Source organism: Methylobacterium sp. M6A4_1b (assembly GCF_053345175.1).
Genome location: NZ_JBKEZQ010000007.1, coordinates 198,571 through 214,663 on the forward strand (window position 1 = coordinate 198,571; position 16,093 = coordinate 214,663).

The 16,093-nt window shown below is 70.1% G+C and carries 20 protein-coding genes; 15 read left to right on the forward strand and 5 right to left on the reverse strand.

Annotated elements, in window-relative coordinates; genetic code table 11:
* The first annotated feature begins 328 nt into the window (after nucleotides 1–328).
* The 3 genes from ACLBWX_RS10015 to ACLBWX_RS10025 all read left to right on the forward strand — a co-directional run bounded on the left by ACLBWX_RS10015 (nucleotide 329) and on the right by ACLBWX_RS10025 (nucleotide 3,194).
* Entirely contained in the window at nucleotides 329–1,483 is a 1,155-nt protein-coding gene (locus ACLBWX_RS10015; protein ID WP_447676908.1) for an aminotransferase, read from the forward strand.
* Between the two features lie 111 nt (nucleotides 1,484–1,594).
* The gene (locus ACLBWX_RS10020) at nucleotides 1,595–2,035 is read left to right on the forward strand and encodes a DUF4112 domain-containing protein (RefSeq protein ID WP_447676909.1); all 441 of its coding nucleotides are present in this window, start codon (nucleotides 1,595–1,597) and stop codon (nucleotides 2,033–2,035) included.
* A gap of 25 nt (nucleotides 2,036–2,060) precedes the next feature.
* A complete protein-coding gene (locus tag ACLBWX_RS10025; RefSeq protein ID WP_447676910.1) occupies nucleotides 2,061–3,194 on the forward strand; it encodes an ABC transporter permease in 1,134 nt (377 codons plus the stop codon).
* 48 nt (nucleotides 3,195–3,242) lie between these two features.
* On the opposite strand, the gene ACLBWX_RS10030 is transcribed toward ACLBWX_RS10025, so the two are convergent.
* On the reverse strand, nucleotides 3,243–3,581 hold the full coding sequence (locus ACLBWX_RS10030; RefSeq protein WP_447676911.1) for a hypothetical protein: 339 nt from the start codon (nucleotides 3,579–3,581) through the stop codon (nucleotides 3,243–3,245).
* 93 nt (nucleotides 3,582–3,674) lie between these two features.
* Nucleotides 3,675–4,334, reverse strand: coding sequence for a transglutaminase-like cysteine peptidase (locus ACLBWX_RS10035; RefSeq protein WP_447676912.1), 660 nt, complete (start codon nucleotides 4,332–4,334; stop codon nucleotides 3,675–3,677).
* Between the two features lie 392 nt (nucleotides 4,335–4,726).
* Here ACLBWX_RS10035 and ACLBWX_RS10040 point away from each other — a divergent pair, with 392 nt between their 5' ends.
* The gene (locus ACLBWX_RS10040) at nucleotides 4,727–5,104 is read left to right on the forward strand and encodes a hypothetical protein (RefSeq protein ID WP_447676913.1); all 378 of its coding nucleotides are present in this window, start codon (nucleotides 4,727–4,729) and stop codon (nucleotides 5,102–5,104) included.
* Between the two features lie 54 nt (nucleotides 5,105–5,158).
* On the opposite strand, the gene ACLBWX_RS10045 is transcribed toward ACLBWX_RS10040, so the two are convergent.
* Nucleotides 5,159–5,551: a DUF3775 domain-containing protein gene (locus ACLBWX_RS10045; protein ID WP_447676914.1), complete on the reverse strand. Its 393-nt coding sequence runs from the start codon at nucleotides 5,549–5,551 to the stop codon at nucleotides 5,159–5,161.
* A 102-nt stretch (nucleotides 5,552–5,653) separates the two neighbouring features.
* Here ACLBWX_RS10045 and ACLBWX_RS10050 point away from each other — a divergent pair, with 102 nt between their 5' ends.
* Genes ACLBWX_RS10050 through ACLBWX_RS10060 form a run of 3 tightly spaced genes read left to right on the forward strand, consistent with a single transcriptional unit; the run spans nucleotide 5,654 to nucleotide 7,699 of the window.
* Nucleotides 5,654–6,448: a DUF429 domain-containing protein gene (locus ACLBWX_RS10050; RefSeq protein ID WP_447676915.1), complete on the forward strand. Its 795-nt coding sequence runs from the start codon at nucleotides 5,654–5,656 to the stop codon at nucleotides 6,446–6,448.
* A 7-nt stretch (nucleotides 6,449–6,455) separates the two neighbouring features.
* Nucleotides 6,456–6,971, forward strand: a complete 516-nt coding sequence (locus ACLBWX_RS10055) for an NUDIX hydrolase (protein WP_447676916.1) — start codon at nucleotides 6,456–6,458, stop codon at nucleotides 6,969–6,971.
* Between the two features lie 56 nt (nucleotides 6,972–7,027).
* Nucleotides 7,028–7,699 (forward strand): carbonic anhydrase, encoded by a 672-nt coding sequence (locus ACLBWX_RS10060; RefSeq protein WP_447676917.1) that lies wholly within the window; start codon nucleotides 7,028–7,030, stop codon nucleotides 7,697–7,699.
* Nucleotides 7,700–7,791: 92 nt separating this feature from the next.
* Here the strand turns inward: ACLBWX_RS10060 and ACLBWX_RS10065 are convergent, their stop codons facing one another.
* Nucleotides 7,792–8,502 (reverse strand): DUF4142 domain-containing protein, encoded by a 711-nt coding sequence (locus tag ACLBWX_RS10065; RefSeq protein ID WP_447676918.1) that lies wholly within the window; start codon nucleotides 8,500–8,502, stop codon nucleotides 7,792–7,794.
* Between the two features lie 329 nt (nucleotides 8,503–8,831).
* On the opposite strand from ACLBWX_RS10065, the gene ACLBWX_RS10070 reads away from it, so the two are divergent.
* The 7 genes from ACLBWX_RS10070 (at nucleotide 8,832) to nudC (ending at nucleotide 14,062) form a co-directional block, all read left to right on the forward strand.
* Nucleotides 8,832–9,689 carry a universal stress protein gene (locus ACLBWX_RS10070; protein ID WP_447676919.1) on the forward strand — a complete coding sequence of 286 codons (858 nt, stop codon included), beginning with the start codon at nucleotides 8,832–8,834 and terminating at the stop codon, nucleotides 9,687–9,689.
* A 157-nt stretch (nucleotides 9,690–9,846) separates the two neighbouring features.
* Nucleotides 9,847–10,446 (forward strand): hypothetical protein, encoded by a 600-nt coding sequence (locus ACLBWX_RS10075; protein ID WP_447676920.1) that lies wholly within the window; start codon nucleotides 9,847–9,849, stop codon nucleotides 10,444–10,446.
* 99 nt (nucleotides 10,447–10,545) lie between these two features.
* On the forward strand, nucleotides 10,546–11,145 hold the full coding sequence (locus tag ACLBWX_RS10080) for a hypothetical protein (protein WP_447676921.1): 600 nt from the start codon (nucleotides 10,546–10,548) through the stop codon (nucleotides 11,143–11,145).
* Nucleotides 11,146–11,274: 129 nt separating this feature from the next.
* A complete protein-coding gene (locus tag ACLBWX_RS10085; protein ID WP_447676941.1) occupies nucleotides 11,275–11,907 on the forward strand; it encodes a cytochrome b/b6 domain-containing protein in 633 nt (210 codons plus the stop codon).
* Nucleotides 11,907–12,686 carry a molybdopterin-dependent oxidoreductase gene (locus ACLBWX_RS10090; RefSeq protein ID WP_447676922.1) on the forward strand — a complete coding sequence of 260 codons (780 nt, stop codon included), beginning with the start codon at nucleotides 11,907–11,909 and terminating at the stop codon, nucleotides 12,684–12,686. Before ACLBWX_RS10085 ends, ACLBWX_RS10090 begins: the two co-directional genes overlap by 1 nt.
* A gap of 50 nt (nucleotides 12,687–12,736) precedes the next feature.
* Nucleotides 12,737–13,153, forward strand: a complete 417-nt coding sequence (locus ACLBWX_RS10095) for an HIT domain-containing protein (RefSeq protein WP_447676923.1) — start codon at nucleotides 12,737–12,739, stop codon at nucleotides 13,151–13,153.
* Between the two features lie 3 nt (nucleotides 13,154–13,156).
* The gene (gene nudC / locus ACLBWX_RS10100) at nucleotides 13,157–14,062 is read left to right on the forward strand and encodes an NAD(+) diphosphatase (RefSeq protein WP_447676924.1); all 906 of its coding nucleotides are present in this window, start codon (nucleotides 13,157–13,159) and stop codon (nucleotides 14,060–14,062) included.
* 18 nt (nucleotides 14,063–14,080) lie between these two features.
* Here the strand turns inward: nudC and ACLBWX_RS10105 are convergent, their stop codons facing one another.
* Nucleotides 14,081–15,037 carry a D-2-hydroxyacid dehydrogenase family protein gene (locus ACLBWX_RS10105; RefSeq protein ID WP_447676925.1) on the reverse strand — a complete coding sequence of 319 codons (957 nt, stop codon included), beginning with the start codon at nucleotides 15,035–15,037 and terminating at the stop codon, nucleotides 14,081–14,083.
* A gap of 117 nt (nucleotides 15,038–15,154) precedes the next feature.
* On the opposite strand from ACLBWX_RS10105, the gene ACLBWX_RS10110 reads away from it, so the two are divergent.
* The gene (locus tag ACLBWX_RS10110; protein ID WP_447676926.1) at nucleotides 15,155–16,093 is read left to right on the forward strand and encodes an IS481 family transposase; all 939 of its coding nucleotides are present in this window, start codon (nucleotides 15,155–15,157) and stop codon (nucleotides 16,091–16,093) included.

The following is a 16,093-nucleotide window of genomic DNA, read 5'->3' on the forward strand; positions in this document are numbered from 1 at the left end:
GTCGAAACCGCCTCTTGCGTCGGTGTTGTGCGACGACATGAAAAAGGCCGCCGCTGGGGGAGCGACGACCTCTTTTGAGACGGACCGGAGCGGCGACGACACGAGCACGGAACGAGGGGGCGAAGTCCCGTGCCGGCCATCACCGCTCCAGCCGTGGATCGGAAGTTACGTGATGGCTGATGAAAGTCAACAATCGTCAGGCGCGGTGGAAAGATGCGAGCGAAGCCGCGTGCGAGGACGCACATTTCTTCGGGACGAAGGGGCGTGCTACGCCACGCCCTGACACCGTCCCACCCGGCGAAACCCCGTTCCTCGTGAATCCCGCTCCATGAATCCCGTCCTCGCCGATCTGCCGACGACCATCTTCACGGTGATGTCGGGCCTCGCCCGCGAACTCGGCGCGATCAACCTGGGCCAGGGCTTCCCCGACGATCCGGGACCGGAGGACGTCCGGCGCAGGGCCGCCGAGGCCGTCCTGTACGGCGACAACCAGTACCCGCCGATGATGGGCCTGCCCGATCTGCGCCGGGCGATCGCGGCGCATTACGCGCATCATCAGGATCTGGACCTCGACCCGATGGCGGAGGTGATGGTGACCTCGGGCGCTACCGAGGCCATCGCGGCCGCCTTGTTCGCCCTGATCGCGCCGGGCGACGAGGTCGTGCTGTTCGCGCCCCTCTACGACGCCTACCTGCCGCTGGTGCGCCGGGCCGGGGGCGTCGCCCGCATCGTGCCGCTCCAGCCTCCGCATTTCCGCCTCGACGCGGACGCCCTCGCGGAGGCCTTCACGGACCGGACCAAGCTCGTCGTCCTGAACAATCCCCTCAATCCCAGCGCCACGATCTTCGGGCGCGAGGACCTGGCGCTGCTCGCCGCCTGCTGCACGCGGCACGACGTGGTGGCGGTCTGCGACGAGGTCTGGGAGCACATCGTCTTCGACGGCGCGCGGCACTGCCCGTTGATGGCGCTTCCCGGCATGCGCGACCGGACCGTGAAGATCGGATCAGCCGGCAAGATCTTCGGCCTAACCGGCTGGAAGGTTGGCTTCGTGATGGCGGCGCCGGCCCTGATGCGGGTGGTGGCCAACGCGCATCAGTTCCTCACCTTCACGACGCCGCCCGCCCTGCAGGAGGCGGTGGCCTACGGCCTGGCCAAGGAGGACGCCTACTTCACCGGCATGCGCGCACGCTTCGCGGCCTCCCGCGACCGCCTCGCGACGGGCCTCGCCGAGCGGGGCTTCCGGGTGCTGCCCTCCTACGGCACCTACTTCCTCAACGTCGATCTGGCGCCGCTCGGCTGCGACGACGACGTGGCGTTCTGCGACGACCTGGTGCGCCGGCACGGCGTCGCCGCGATCCCGATCAGCGCGTTCTATCCCGACGCTTCCGTGCGCCACCTCGTGCGGCTCTGCTTCGCCAAGACGGACGACGTCCTCGACCGGGCCCTCGACCGGCTCTCCAGCGTCGCGCGGCAGGCAGCCTGATGGGCGGGTTCGTGCGGGCGGTGCTTGCGGGCGCGCGGGGCCGGGGCCACATCCCGGACCATGACCACGCCGCACCGTTCCCCCAGGCTGGACTTGCCCCGGAGCCCGACCATGGACTTCACCCAGACCGCCGGTGTCGCCACCCGCTTCCGGCCGAAGACGGACGACCGCGAGGCGACGCTGCTGCGCCTGGAGGCGTTCGCGCACCTCATGGACTCGGCCTTCGTGATTCCCGGCATCAACCGGCGGGTGGGCCTCGACGCCCTGGTCGGTCTCGTCCCGGTGGTGGGCGACGTGGCCGGCATGCTGCTGGCCTCCTACATCGTGGTGGAGGCGCGCCGGCTCGGAGCGCCGCGCTGGCTCATCGCCCGGATGGCGCTGAACATCGCGGCCGATGGGGCGCTCGGCGCCGTGCCCCTGGCGGGCGACTTGTTCGATGCGGCGTTCAAGGCCAACCGCCGCAACGTGCGCCTGCTGCGGCGACACCTCGAGCGCCATGGCGGCCTGCGCCCGAACGAGATCGAGGGCACGGCGACGCGCATCGACGGCTGACATCCGACGGACAGGGGCGCACCCGATGAACGAGGTCGTGCGTCCCGAGTCCACTCAGGCGGCCGCCCCGCCCCCGACCGGTCGCGGCCTGTCGCCGCTCAACCGGCGGCGCCTCGCCAATTTCCGGCGCAACCGGCTCGGCTACTGGTCGTTCTTGCTCTTCACGGGCCTCTTCGTCACGAGCCTGTTCGCCGAGTTCATCGCCAACGACCGGCCCCTGGTGGTCTCCTACAAGGGCGAGATCCTGTTCCCCGTGGTCGTCGACTACCCGGACGAGAAGTTCGGCGGCTTCTATGCCCGGCCGAACTACCGCTCGGCGGAGACGCGCAAGGAGATCGCCGACAACGGCTGGGCGATCTGGCCGGCGATCCCCTATTCCTACGACACGATCATCGACGGCCTGCCGACCCCCTCCCCGTCGCCCCCGACCTGGATGCTGACGGAAGCCCAGTGCCAGAACGGGGGCAAGCCCTGCGCCGAGCTGGAAAAGCACTGGCTCGGGACCGACAACACCACCCGCGACGTGCTGGCGCGCATCATCTACGGCTTCCGCATCTCGGTGCTGTTCGGGCTGACCCTCGCCCTGATCTCGTCGGTGATCGGCGTGATTGCCGGAGCGGTTCAGGGCTATTTCGGCGGCTGGGTCGACCTCGCCCTGCAGCGCTTCATCGAGGTCTGGAGCGGGATCCCGACCCTCTACCTCATCATCATCATCTCGGCCTTCATCGAGCCGGGCTTCTTCGTGCTGCTGGGCATCCTGCTGTTGTTCTCGTGGGTGTCCCTCGTCGGAGTCGTGCGGGCAGAATTCCTGCGGGCGCGCAACTTCGAGTACGTGCGCGCCGCCCGGGCGCTCGGCCTCTCGAACATCCGCATCATGAGCCGGCACCTCCTGCCTAACGCCATGGTGGCGACGCTGACCTTCCTGCCCTTCATCCTCAACGGATCGATCGGGACCCTGACCTCCCTGGACTTCCTCGGCTTCGGTCTCCCGCCGGGCTCGGCTTCGCTGGGCGAACTCCTGGCGCAGGGCAAGGACAACATCCAGGCGCCCTGGCTCGGGCTGACCGGGTTCTTCGTGGTGGCGCTGATGCTGAGCCTGCTGGTCTTCGCGGGCGAGGCCGTGCGCGACGCCTTCGACCCGCGCAAATCCTTCGCCTGAGTCGCCGGCCTTTCGCGGGCGATCAGGCCGCGCCCCGAACCCGGTCCGTCAGAGCGGGCGCTGGCGCCCGCCGTCGAGGAGCCAGCCCCTGGCACGCAGGAGCAGGGCCGGCCGGACCCGGGCGACGTCGTCCCCGTCGACGAGGGGCGAGGCCGAGAGGGCGGCGAGGTAGGCCTGCTCGCTCGGCCGGCAGGCGCGAAGCGCCGCGTCGGCCGCGATGACCCGGCTGGAGAGGGCGCGTTCGAGGGCGAAGTTGCGATCGAGGCAGGCGCGCCACGACGCGTGGCGCTCGGCCACGCTCGGGGCCTCCTGAGCCGCGGCGGAGGCAACGAAGGCGAAGAGCAGCGCGGGCGCTGCGCCGGCGCGGAGAAGATCGCGAAACGTCATGGCGGAGGATCCCGGAGCAGGATCACCCTCGCGCCGCCACGCTTAACCGCGCCTTAAAGGATCGGGTTTTCCACGATCCCGTGCAGGGACGGTTCAGCGGTTGGCGGTGGTGACCGGCGAGGCGGCCCGGCCGAGGGAAACCCAGGCGACGGCGTCCTGGCTCTCGCGCTTGATGAAGGTGTAGCCCGTCTGGCGCCAGGGCAGGATCGTGCTGGTCTTGTTGTCGAGGATGAGGTCGCCGCGATCGGTGAGCAGGGTCAGCACGGCGTGCCCCTCGCCCTTCTCGTCGATCACGACCGTCATCCGCATCGCCCGGCGCGGCAGGCCGGTCTCGGCCAGGAGCTTGCGCTTGAGGAGCTGAAAGTCCTCGCAATCGCCCGAGCCGTCCTCGGCGAGGTCCCAGCGGTCAGCCACGTGGAGGTGATCCATGTCGGTGACGGCGACGAGGGACTTGTTCACCCGGCGGTTGACCGACACGATGGTGTTCCAGATCGCGGGGGTGAGGGTGATCTGAGCGGGCTCGGCGGTGTTCACCGCGCACTCCGTCGCGTAGGTGGTGCAGAAATCGACCCAGGCGGCGATGGGACGGGTCTGGACGCCGGCGCTGATCGCGCTCGGAACGGTGGGGAGCGCGGCGAGGGTCTGCGCCTCCGCACCCGACAGGGCGGCGAGGCCGACGAACAGCGTCGCGGCGCCGAAGGCGGCGACCCGGGACGTCAGAGCCGAGAAACGCAGGGAAAACCCGTACCGCATGACCGCCCTTGGCCCCGTTAAGCTTCTGTTAACGAATGTCCCACGCCCGGCGTTGCACCACAATCGGCGGGTTAAGAAAAGGTTAACGGTGTGGATGACGCCCGGCGCCCCTGGCCGCGCCGGCATCCGGCCGATGCCGTCCAGGTCGTCCCGTTCCCGCATGCAGTCGCCCTTTGGAAGCATCCGGCATACGGAAATTCAGTCCACGACAGTCTCTCCCATGGCGATTGTTTTGCCGGTTCATGGCTGCTCCAGCATCGACCGGATCGCAACAGGAATGGGTTCGTCGGCGCGTCGGCCGCGACATCGAAATAGCCTGACGCTTGTCACTCGGAGACGCGGCCCCATCTCCTCCGTCGAGGGCGCGATCAGACCAAGTGGACGAGGCTTTCATGATGAACGCAGAACGACCCTTCCGGCCCCTCGTGGCGCGCCTGGCACTCGCCGCAGCCCTGTCGGCCGCCGCGATCCCCGCCGTCCGCGCGCAGGAGACGCCCTACGTCAACCTGAAGCGCGGGACGTTCCTGATCCACGGCAACTACTGCGGCCCGGGGAACCGCAGCCCGCTCCCGCCCATCGATGCCCTCGATGTCGCCTGCATGCACCACGACATCTGCTCGCCGCCGAGGGGGCAGATTGCCACCTGCGCCTGCAACGACCGCCTGCACACGGAGGCCGAGGCGGTGTCGGAGGATCCGGCCCAGCCCCGGAGCCTGCGCGACACGGCCGGCTTCGTCGCCGACACCGCGCTCGTCCTGCCCTGCCTCTGACGCCGCGCCCAGGGGCGAGCCGCCGGCCCGCCCCTGGTTCGTCCTGCCTGCGGCCTAGGGCAGGTCCGGCGTGATGCCGAGATTGGACAGGCCTTCTTCGAGAAGGTCGCCCGCGTTGGGGATGCCGAGGATCTCGCGGGCGGCGCCCTCGCCGGCGGCTTCCCGCTCGCGGGCGAAGCGCACCGCCTCCGACCATTCCTCGGGCTCCATGTCGCCGCGCCCGACGTAGAGGAGCGCGAGGAGGTCGGCGCGCTCGTCGTCGTTGAGGGCACCGATCATCGCCCGCAACTCCTCCTCGGTGGCGTCGTCGGTGCCGGAGATGAGCACGTCCGTGGCCCCGTCATCGGTCGGGTTCGAGCCGGAATCGGGGTCGGTCGGCCCTTCCTTCACATCGACGGCGCGCACGCGCAGAATGATTTCGGTGACCTTATCGACGGCGATGTCCATGAACGCATTCCCGTTTCGGCGGCCGCCGGCAGCGGCGGCCCTGAGCAGCGACAACGGGCCAGGCCCGATCCGGTTCGTGTCGACCGCGTCCGGCCCACGCCGATGACGCGCTGGATCGGCGGCCTCGACGGGTGCCGCGGGGCCTGGGCCGGGGTGCTCCTCGACCTCGACGACGCGACCCGCTTCCGTGCCGTGCGCGTCGCCCGGCCGGTCGATTTCCTCGACGGCCCCGAGGCGCCGATCCGCGTCGGGATCGACTGTCCCATCGGCCTTGAGGCGCATGTGACGGGCGGCGGCCGGAGCGCGGACCGGGCGGCGCGCGCCGTCCTGGGCGCCGGACGCGCGAGCGTATTCCCGGTGCCGGCCCGCGCGGCGGTCTACGCGGCGACCTACGAGGAGGCCAAGGTGCTGTCGCGCGCGCACAGTACGCCGCCCTTCGCGCCCTCGATCCAGTGCTGGAACATCCTCCCCGCCATCCGGACCGTCGACGCGACGCTCCGGGCCCGTCCCGACCTGGTCACGCGCCTCCACGAGGTCCATCCCGAGATCGTGTTCCACTGCCTCAACGGAGGACGTCCCCTCGCGGCGAGCAAGAAGGGTCCCATGCGCCGTGCGGGTCTGGCCGAGCGCCGGGCCCTGCTCGCCGGCGCCGGACTGCCCGAGGGCCTGATCGCGGCGCGCCCCTCGGGGACCGGCGCGGACGACCATCTCGATGCGCTGGCCGCCCTCGTGGTCGCCCGCGATCTCGCCGAAGGCCGTGCCCGTCCGCTGCCCGATCCGCCCGGTTCGGACGAAGAGGGTCTTCCTATCGTGATCTGGATGCCGGCCCCGCCGGCGGATCGCCCCCTGGCCGCAGGCGGATTCCCTGCTAGATCGGAGATCGAAGCGGAGCCGTGAGGGGGACATGACGCAGGATCTGACCGTTCGCGACATCGCCCGGGCGCTGGTGTTCGACCCCGACCATCGCCTCCTGCTCATCGCCTACGAATCGGTGCGCCCGATCGATCCGGTCCGGCCGGAGGAGCGCACCTTCTGGTTCATGCCCGGGGGCGGGCTGGAGGCCGGCGAGACGCATGTGGAAGCCTGCCGCCGCGAACTCTCCGAGGAGATCGGCGTGGCGAATGCCGAGATCGGGCCGCAGGTCGCGTCCTGCGACGGCCCTTTCCACCTGTTCCGGACCTCCCGCTACGCCCGCGAGCGCTACTTCGTCGTCCGCCTGCCCGACGCGACCGTGGATACGCGCCGCCTCGCCGAGACCGAGGACAACCCGGTCCTCGGTACCCGCTGGTGGACCCTGGCCGAACTCGAGGCCACCTCCGAACGTATCGAGCCGAACGGCCTCGTCGCGGTCGCCCGCGACATCGTCGCCGGGACGATACCCCCCACACCCGTCGTCCTAAACTGGCGAGGACAACCCTGACCACCGGCACGCCGCTCGACGGCGTGCCATTCATGACACCCCGAGGGAGGACCCCCATGTTTCCAGAGACGCTGAAAGCCGGCTACCGCTCGTTCATCGACGGACGCCTCACCGACGAGGCCAAGCGTTACGCCAAGCTGGCCGAGGGGCAGAGCCCCCAGGTGCTGATGATCAGTTGCTGCGACAGCCGCGTCTCCCCCGAGGTCATCTTCGACACCGGACCCGGTGAACTCTTCGTGATCCGCAACGTCGCCAACATCGTGCCCCCGCATGAGACCGGCGGCGACTTTCACGGCACCTCGGCGGCGATCGAGTTCGCGGTGGAGGGGCTGGAGGTCAAGCACATCGTGGTGCTGGGTCACGCCACCTGCGGCGGCATCAAGGCCTACGCGAACCCCGCCAAGCCCCTGTCGAAGGGCGACTTCATCGGCAAGTGGGTCTCCCTGGTCGAGCCCGCCGCCAGTAAGGCCGGCGACACGGAGGCCCCGGACTACCTGACCCGCCTCGAATACGCGATGGTCGCGCAGAGCCTCGAGAATCTGATGACCTTCCCGTTCGTGCGCAAGCGGGTGGAGAGCGGGCAGTTGGCCCTGCACGGCGCCCATTTCGGCATCGCGCGCGGTGAGCTGCTCCTGCGCGACCCCGAGACGGGCGCGTTCAAGCCGGCCATCGATCAGGCCGGCCGCAGCCTGAGCCCCGCCGCGATGATCGGCTGCGCCGAGGCCTGAAACGAAGAAGGACGCCGGGCCCTGGGGCCCGGCGTCCTTTCCGATCGAGGCCTCACGCCGGGCACTCGGCCCGACGTGTCGCCGGTGCGGCTTCAGCGGGCGCCCGGAAGGCTCTGCGCCATCTGGTAGTGGGCCTGCAGGACCGGCAGGGCCTGCTCGGCATGGGCGCGCAGGGCCGGGTTCGGCCCCGAGGCGGCGTAGGAGCGGAACATGCCGATCGTCGTCTCGTGCGACTGGACCTGCATGCGGCCGTAGAGGCGGTCGAAGCGCGGGCCGGCCGGCGTCTGCGATAGCTCCGCAAGCATCGCCTGCTGCTGCGGGTTCGGCTGGATGATGGTGGTCCCCGCGGTGGTGTCCACGTCGCCGCTCAGGGCCCGGCTGCCCGTCGCCGCACCGCGAGCCGCGCCCGAACCGATGCCCTCGACGCCCCCGACGGGACCGCCGCTCAGGGTGCCGCCCACGGCACCGACGGCCGCGCCCGTGGCCGCGCCGACGGCGCCACCCGCCACCGCGAGCGGGGCCGTGACCAGACTGCCGAGGCCCTCGTTGCCGCGCACCGCCGCGTAGTTGCCCTCGCCACCGGCCAGGGCGACGTTGGCGGCGCGGTGGTCACGGATCGCGTCGCGGGCGAAGCGCAGCACCTGCGGGTTGCGGCTCTTGTCGAGCGCGATCTGGCTCGACTGAATCTCGAAGGCGTTGGCCTGCATGGCATCCATGCGGAAGTCACCGCCCATGCCCTGCGCGAAGGCGGGTGCGGAGAGGGCGGTCATCACGGCGGTGAGAGCGAGAGTCTTCTTGATCATGTGTTCCTCTAATTTGGCGGGACAGTGCAGTCTAAACGGCCAAAGGCTATTCATCCGTGTTGCGGAACCTGCCTGTCATGATTGGTGGGCCAACGATGAAGGCTCGATTGGGTTCCGAGCTTGAACCGACTCTTTTCTGAGCCCTTCTCGATCGGGACTGATCTTTGAGCCGGCCAAGCTTATTGGGGAAATAGGCTGCATTCCGCGCTGTCCGGCATGCCCGCACAGGCACGCCGGGAAAACTCTCATCGCCCTGGGTCGTCCTGTTTTCCGGAACGACGTTTCGCACTAGCCTGAACCCATCGTGCCGCTGCGAGGAAGGCTCCCCGATGAAGACCCTGCTCGTTCCCGTCGCATCCCATGACGCCCTGCCCTCGGTCTTCGAGACCGCGATCCTCACCGCCCGCCGGTTCGGCAGCCTCATCGAGGGCGTCTCCCTGCGGCCGGCCCTGGCCGAGTACGTTCCCGTCGACATGGTCGGGGGCATGACCTGGCTCCGCGACGAGGAGGCCGACAAGGTCGAGGCCGAGCGGGCCGGCGGGCAGTTCATCGACTTCATGACCCGGGCCGGCGTGCCGCTCGCGGCGGAGGGGCCGTGCAATCCCGAGGCCCTCGGGGCCGGTCCGCGCTACCGCTGGCGACCCGACGTGCCGGCGGGCGACAGCTTCCTCGGCCAGTATGCGCGCCTGTTCACCGCCACGGTGGTGGGCCGGCCCGGTGCCGAGGACGGCGCACCGCGCATGACCACATTCGAAACCGCCCTGTTCGAGAGCGGGCGGCCGATCCTGCTGGCTCCGCCGATCGCCCCCGCGACCCTGGGCGAGGCGATCCTGATCGCCTGGAACGGCTCCACCGAGACGGCCCGGGCCGTGGCCTTCGCGATGCCCTTCCTGCGGCAGGCGAAGCGGATCCGCGTCATCAGCGTCGAGGGCGGGACGGTGCCGGGTCCCACCGCCGAGGAGCTGGCCCGTGCCCTTGCCTGCGAGGGGATCAGCGCCGATTTTCGGGCCCATTCGGCCGGCCGGCGAACGCCGGGCGAGGTTTATCTCGCTGAAGCCGAAGCCTTCGGCTGTGACCTTCTGATCAAGGGCGCCTATACCCAAAGTCGTTTGCGCCAGATGATCTTCGGGGGACCGACCAGCCATCTTCTCGCCCATGCGGCGATCCCGATGCTCATGGCTCACTGAACGTCCTGCACACCGAACTCTGGTCGCGTTGAGCCATTGGCATACTGAACGCACGGCACAGTGACGCAGACGAATCGCGCGCAATTGACTTGCGCACGCGAACGATCGGGAGCAGCGTCCCGGCCGCCGGCATGGACCGGTCGCCAGGAACATCTGCATGAAGTCGCTGACCCTCGTCCTCGCCCTGTCCAGCCTCGGGCTCTGCCTGCCGGCGATGGCCGATTCCCCGGTGGTTCGCATCCGGGGCACGATCGAGGCGGTGGACGGCACCAGCGTCACCATCAAGCCGCGCCTCGGGGCGCCCGTGCAGGTCAGGCTCGGCGACGCCGTGCGGGTCGCCACCGCCAACACCGCCAAGATCAGCGACATCCAGCCCGACAGCTACATCGGCACCGCCGCCACGCCGCAGGCGGACGGCACCCTGAAGGCCCTCGAGGTCGCGGTGTTCGCGCCGAGCATGCGCGGCACCGGCGACGGTCACTACCCGTGGGATCTCGAAAGGGAGAACACCATGACCAACGGTGCGGTGGGCGCGCTCTCGGGCACCGCCGACCGGACGATCCGGGTGACCTACAAGGGCGGCGAGAAGACCATCACCGTGCCGGAAGGCGTGCCCGTCGTGGCCCTCGCCCCCGGCGATGCCAGCAAGATCAAGCCGGGCGCCCGCGTCGTCGCCTTCACCAAGGCGGATGCCGGCGGCCTCGCCGTGGCAGATCGGATGATCGTCGGCGAGAACGGCACCGTTCCGCCGATGTGAGCGGAGCCTCGGGGCCGACAGAACCGGTTTCAGGACGCCCGGAGCATCGGGCGGAGCGGGCTTTGGTTGCCCGCTCAACAACAACCCAGGAGGGACGCCATGATGAAGACGCTGCTCACCGGCCTCGCCGTCGGCCTCGCGCTCGCCGCCGCACCGGCCCGGGCCGCCGATGTGGTGCGCTACCGCGGCACCATCGAATCCGTCGACGGATCGACCGTGACGATCAAGCCCCGCATGGGCGAGAGCAAGACCGTGACCTTCGGGGACGACACCAAGATCCTCGCCGCCAGCACCGGGAAGCTGTCCGACATCAAGTCCGAGAGCTACATCGGCACCGCCGCGATCCCGCAGCCCGACGGCACCCAGAAGGCCCTGCAGGTCACGGTGTTCGCCTCCTCCCTGCGCGGCACCGCCGACGGCCACTATCCGTGGGACCTCGGCTCGAACTCCACCATGACCAACGGCGCCATCGGCAGCCTGTCCGGCACCGAGGGGCGCACCATGCTGGTCAAGTACCAGGGCGGCGAGAAGAAGGTGGTGGTGCCCGAGGACGTGCCGGTGACCCTCGTCGACCCGGGCGAGAAGAGCATCGTGGTGGCGGGCGAAAAGGTCGTGGCCTTCACCAAGGCGGGCGCCGATGGCAAGCTCAACGCCGTGGTGCTGATCGTCGGCCGCAACGGCACCGTCCCGTCGATGTGATCCCGTCCCCGGCCCTGTCCGCAGCCGCGGGCGGGTCCGGGGTGACCGCCTCCGGGAAACGTCGCCGCTCCCAAGAAACCAGGCACTTCAAGAAACCGAGTGCCCCGTGAGACCGAGGTCCCGTTGACGATCGTCCCCGAAACCCCGTCGCGGCTCGTGGTCATCCATCCCCTCGTGGTGCGGATCACCCACTGGATCAACGCGGTCGCGGTGTTCTGCATGCTGTTCAGCGGCTGGGCGATCTACAACGCCTCGCCGCTCTTCCCCTTCGCCTTCCCGAAATGGGCGACTCTCGGCGGCTGGCTCGGCGGCGCGCTCGCCTGGCACTTCGCCGCCATGTGGCTCTTCGCCCTCAATGGCCTCGCCTACCTCGTCTACGGACTCATCGCCCGGCACTTCGCGACCGCCTTCCTGCCCCTGAGCCCGGGCGCGGTCTGGCGCGACGCCCGCGCCGCGCTGGCACTGCGGCTCAGCCACCGGGTCGGCCGCTACAACGCGGTACAGCGCCTCGCCTACGTGGTCGCCATCGCGCTCGGCCTCCTCCTGGTCGCCTCCGGATGCGCCCTCTGGAAGCCCGTGCAGTGGCAGGCCCTGGCGAATCTGTTCGGTGGCTACGAATGGGCGCGGCGCGTCCATTTCGGCGCCATGGCGGGCCTCGCCGGCTTCATCCTCCTGCACCTCGCCCTCGTGGTCATCGTGCCGAGCACCTTGCTGGCGATGATCACCGGCCGCGCCCGCGTCACCGAGGAGACCGTCCGCTGATGCCGCGCGACCCCGACGATGCCGCTCGGCTCAAGGCCCTGCGCCGCGACCTCGCCCCCGCCCTCGCCCGCCTGGAGCGCCGGACGGTGCTGCGCGGCGGCCTTTCGCTCGGAGCCCTGACCCTCCTCTCCGGCTGCGATCTCTCCACGGGCAGCAACGGCACCCTGGCCGACCGGATGCTCTGGGCGATGTCGCGGGCCAACGACCGGGTCCAGCAATGGCTGTTCGATCCTGCGACCCTGGCCCCGACCTACCCGGCCTCGATGATCGACAGCCCCTTCCGCTTCAACGCCTTCTACCCGCCCGACAACATCCCGGAGATCGACGCGGCGACCTGGAAGCTCGAAGTCTCCGGCCTCGTCGACGACAAGGCGCCCTGGACGCTGGCGAAGCTGCGCGCCCTGCCACAGGAGAGCCAGATCACCCGCCACATCTGCATCGAGGGCTGGAGCCAGATCGGGCAGTGGAGCGGCGTGCCGCTGCGGACCTTCCTCGAGCGGAGCGGCGCCGATCTCACCGCCAAGTATGTCGGCTTCAAATGTGCCGACCGCTATTACGGCAGCCTCGACATGCCGAGCGCCCTGCACCCGCAGACGATCCTGGCCCTCGACTTCGCCGGCCAGCCCCTCGCGCCCGAGTACGGCTATCCGCTCCGGGTCCGGGTGCCGACGAAGCTCGGCTTCAAGAGCCCCAAGCACATCGCGGTGATCTTCGTGACCAACGACTATCCGGGCGGCTACTGGGAGGACCAGGGCTACAACTGGTTCAGCGGGATCTGACGCCGGCCACCCCTCGCATCGGCCACGGTTCCGCTCTACATCGCCTCGCGATGAGCACCGACTTCACCCTCGATCCGCAACTGGCCGCCGACACCGTGCATGTGGGCGACCTCGCCCTGTGCAGCGTCCTGCTGATGGACGACGCCCGCTTCCCCTGGCTGATCCTCGTGCCGCGGCGGGCCGGCGCCAGCGAGCTCACCGACCTGTCGCAGGCCGATGCGCAGGCACTCATGGACGAGATGCGGATCGCGACGGGCGTGATGCTGACCCTCGCCAAGCCCGACAAGGTCAACGTCGCGGCTTTGGGCAACGTCGTGGCCCAGCTCCATGTCCACGTGATCGGACGCTTCCGCTCCGATCCCGCCTGGCCGAAGCCGGTCTGGGGCATCGGCACCGCGACCCCCTACCCGCACCATGCCCGCGCCCAGATGATCGAGCGCATCGGCGCCCTCTTCGCGGCGGCCTGAGGCATGGCCGAGTTCCAGGGCCGGCTCGGCTACGTCCACAACCGCCTCGTGCGCCACTCCGCCGAGAGCGCCTCCGCGATTCCCGACCTCGCCGCGCCCGATGCCCACATCGTCCTTCTGGCCGGCGACCGTATCGTCCTGGCGGGCGACACGGCGCTCCTGACGCCGGAGGCGGCCGCCCCTATGGGCCCGCGCAGCCTGACGCTCTTTCTCGGGCGCCTCGAGGGCGCCCCGGTCTTCGCCGCGGCCCTGCCGGCGGAGATGGCCGAGGGCATCGAGGCCGACCCGGACTTCCGCACCAACGACCTGCGCAGCCTCGCCGGCGAGGGCCGGATCGCGCCCCACGAACTCGGGCTCCTCGCCACGGCGAAGTCGCTGCTCGGCTGGCACGCGCGCCACGGCTTCTGCGCGAATTGCGGAAGCCCGACCACCCTCGCGGCCGGCGGCTACCGCCGCGAATGCACGGCCTGCGGGACGCACCACTTTCCCCGCACCGACCCCGTGGTGATCATGCTGATCACCCGGGGCGATTCCTGTCTGCTCGGGCGCTCGCCACGCTTCCATGAGGGCATGTATTCCTGCCTCGCCGGCTTCCTCGAGCCCGGCGAGACCGTCGAGGACGCCGTGCGGCGCGAGACCTTCGAGGAGGTCGGCCTGACCGTCGGGGCGGTGCGCTACCACGCCTCGCAGCCCTGGCCGTTCCCGTCCTCGCTGATGATCGGCTGCGTGGCCGAAAGCCTCGACGCGGCCATCACCCTCGATCCCGAGGAGCTCGCCGATGCGCGCTGGTTCTCGCGGGACAGCGTCGCGGCGATGCTCGAGGGCCGCCATCCCGACGGACTCACGACGCCGCCGCCGCTCGCGATCGCGAACCTTCTGATGCGGGCCTTCGTGGAGCAGCGGGCCTGAGACCCGCTCCGGACGGTTTCAGCCCAGGACGCGGATCGGCGCCCCATCGAGGAACGCCCGGATGTCCTCCACGATCTCGGGAAAGTAGGTGCGGTAGTTCCGCTCCGTGACGTAGCCGAGATGCGGCGTCGCCAGCACGTTGGGCAGGGTGCGCCAGGGTGAATCCGGCGGCAGCGGCTCGGTTTCGAAGACGTCGAGGCCGGCGCCGGCGATCCGGTTCTCGGTGAGGGCCGCCAGCAGCGCGGCCTCGTCCACGATCGCGGCGCGGGAGGTGTTGATCAGGAATGCGTCCGGCCGCATCCGGCGCAGCGCCGCGTCGTCGACCAGGCCGCAGGTGCGCTCGCCGAGGACGAGGTGGATCGAGACGACGTGGCTCACCGCCAGCAGCGCCTCCAGGGAAGGCGCGAGGGCGACGCCCTCGGCCGCGGCCCGCTCGGCCGTGAGATTGGGGCTCCAGGCGCTGACCTCCATCCCGAAGGCCTGTCCGATCCGGGCGACGCGAGCGCCCGTCTTGCCGAGGCCGAGGAGGCCGAGGCGTCGTCCGGCCAGATCGCTGCCGATGCTGCCCTGCCAGGGGCCGCCCGTGCGCAGGGCCTGCACCTCGGGCACGAGGTGCCGGGCGAGGCCGAGAATCAGCGCCCAGGTCAGTTCCACCGGCGGCTCGGGGTGGCTGGCTGTGCCGCAGACCGTGACGCCGTGCGCCCTCGCGGCGGCCAGATCGATCGACAGGTTGCGCATCCCGCTGGTGAGGAGGAGCCGCAGCTTCGGCAGCCGCGCGAACAGCTCGGCCGGGAACGGTGTGCGCTCGCGCATCATCACCACGATCTCGCAATCCCGGATCGCATCGACGAGGGCGTCCCGGGTCGCGAAGGTGGTGCGCAGGTCCCGCAAGGTGAGGCGGTCCGCCAGATCCGACCAATCCGCCATGGTGGGGCCGACGCCCTGGTAATCGTCGAGGATCGCGCAAGCGAGCATGGGACATCCTGTCTGGGGAGGACCGGGCTAGCTGTCGAAGCTATGAAGGTTGTTCACCCGAGGCGGGGGTGAGAGGCTGGGGTTGCGAAGCCGACCAACCCTGACCGAGCGCCCCGGATGAACACGCATCAGCATGCCCGCATGACGGTCCATGGTCGAGCCCTCCTGGTGAACCGGATCCTGGTCGAAGGCTGGCGCGTGGCCGAGGCGGCGCAGGCCGCCGGCCTCAGCGAGCGCTCAGCCTACAAGTGGCTGGCCCGCTTTCGGGCGGGTGGCGCGGGGGCGCTTCGCGACAGAAGCTCGGCGCCCCTCCGACCGAAGGTGCGTGTCACGCCCGTGATCCGCACGCAGGTCGAGGCTCTGCGGCGCACGCGGCTGACGGGTCAGGTCATCGCCGAGCGCCTGGCCCTGCCACGTTCCACCGTCGGCCGAGTCCTGCGCGGCCTGGGCCTCGGCCGTCTCAGCGCGCTCGAAGCCCGACCGCCGGTCATCCGCTACCAGCGCGAGAGGCCGGGCGAACTCATCCACATCGACACGAAGAAGCTCGGCCGGATCGAGGGCGTCGGTCACCGCATCACCGGCAACCGGCGCGATGGCCGGCGCGGCATCGGTTGGGAGGCCCTGCATGTCGCCATCGACGACGCCTCGCGTCTTGCCTACACGGCGGTCCTGCCCGACGAGACCAAGCAGAGCGCGCTGACCTTCATGAACGAGGCGCTGGCGTTCTTTGCCCGGCACGGCGTCACCGTCGAGCGCGTGATGAGCGACAACGGCTCGGCCTACCGCAGCCATGCCTTCCGCGATCTGCTCGCCGAGGCCGGCCTGCGCCACGTTCGGACGCGGCCCTACACGCCGCGCACCAACGGCAAGGCCGAGCGCTTCATCCAGACCTCGCTGCGCGAATGGATCTACGCCGAGCCCTACGCCTCGTCCGCCGAGCGGATACGCGCCATGAGCCCCGGGATCGACCACTACAACACCAGCCGAACCCACTCCGCCCTCAGCCGACAGACACCCTGGCAAAGGCTGAACAACCTTCTGGGCAACGACACCTAG

What these genes read in the sequence shown, in the direction of transcription:
- ACLBWX_RS10050 (WP_447676915.1), top strand. Translation starts at nt 5,654, where the DNA reads ATGACGCGCTGGATCGGCGGCCTCGACGGGTGCCGCGGGGCCTGGGCC.
- ACLBWX_RS10025 (WP_447676910.1), top strand. Translation starts at nt 2,061, where the DNA reads ATGAACGAGGTCGTGCGTCCCGAGTCCACTCAGGCGGCCGCCCCGCCC.
- ACLBWX_RS10035 (WP_447676912.1), bottom strand. Translation starts at nt 4,334, where the DNA reads ATGCGGTACGGGTTTTCCCTGCGTTTCTCGGCTCTGACGTCCCGGGTC.
- ACLBWX_RS10080 (WP_447676921.1), top strand. Translation starts at nt 10,546, where the DNA reads ATGATGAAGACGCTGCTCACCGGCCTCGCCGTCGGCCTCGCGCTCGCC.
- ACLBWX_RS10020 (WP_447676909.1), top strand. Translation starts at nt 1,595, where the DNA reads ATGGACTTCACCCAGACCGCCGGTGTCGCCACCCGCTTCCGGCCGAAG.
- nudC (WP_447676924.1), top strand. Translation starts at nt 13,157, where the DNA reads ATGGCCGAGTTCCAGGGCCGGCTCGGCTACGTCCACAACCGCCTCGTG.
- ACLBWX_RS10030 (WP_447676911.1), bottom strand. Translation starts at nt 3,581, where the DNA reads ATGACGTTTCGCGATCTTCTCCGCGCCGGCGCAGCGCCCGCGCTGCTC.
- ACLBWX_RS10095 (WP_447676923.1), top strand. Translation starts at nt 12,737, where the DNA reads ATGAGCACCGACTTCACCCTCGATCCGCAACTGGCCGCCGACACCGTG.
- ACLBWX_RS10090 (WP_447676922.1), top strand. Translation starts at nt 11,907, where the DNA reads ATGCCGCGCGACCCCGACGATGCCGCTCGGCTCAAGGCCCTGCGCCGC.
- ACLBWX_RS10065 (WP_447676918.1), bottom strand. Translation starts at nt 8,502, where the DNA reads ATGATCAAGAAGACTCTCGCTCTCACCGCCGTGATGACCGCCCTCTCC.
- ACLBWX_RS10055 (WP_447676916.1), top strand. Translation starts at nt 6,456, where the DNA reads ATGACGCAGGATCTGACCGTTCGCGACATCGCCCGGGCGCTGGTGTTC.
- ACLBWX_RS10075 (WP_447676920.1), top strand. Translation starts at nt 9,847, where the DNA reads ATGAAGTCGCTGACCCTCGTCCTCGCCCTGTCCAGCCTCGGGCTCTGC.
- ACLBWX_RS10015 (WP_447676908.1), top strand. Translation starts at nt 329, where the DNA reads ATGAATCCCGTCCTCGCCGATCTGCCGACGACCATCTTCACGGTGATG.
- ACLBWX_RS10105 (WP_447676925.1), bottom strand. Translation starts at nt 15,037, where the DNA reads ATGCTCGCTTGCGCGATCCTCGACGATTACCAGGGCGTCGGCCCCACC.
- ACLBWX_RS10060 (WP_447676917.1), top strand. Translation starts at nt 7,028, where the DNA reads ATGTTTCCAGAGACGCTGAAAGCCGGCTACCGCTCGTTCATCGACGGA.
- ACLBWX_RS10040 (WP_447676913.1), top strand. Translation starts at nt 4,727, where the DNA reads ATGATGAACGCAGAACGACCCTTCCGGCCCCTCGTGGCGCGCCTGGCA.
- ACLBWX_RS10070 (WP_447676919.1), top strand. Translation starts at nt 8,832, where the DNA reads ATGAAGACCCTGCTCGTTCCCGTCGCATCCCATGACGCCCTGCCCTCG.
- ACLBWX_RS10045 (WP_447676914.1), bottom strand. Translation starts at nt 5,551, where the DNA reads ATGGACATCGCCGTCGATAAGGTCACCGAAATCATTCTGCGCGTGCGC.
- ACLBWX_RS10110 (WP_447676926.1), top strand. Translation starts at nt 15,155, where the DNA reads ATGAACACGCATCAGCATGCCCGCATGACGGTCCATGGTCGAGCCCTC.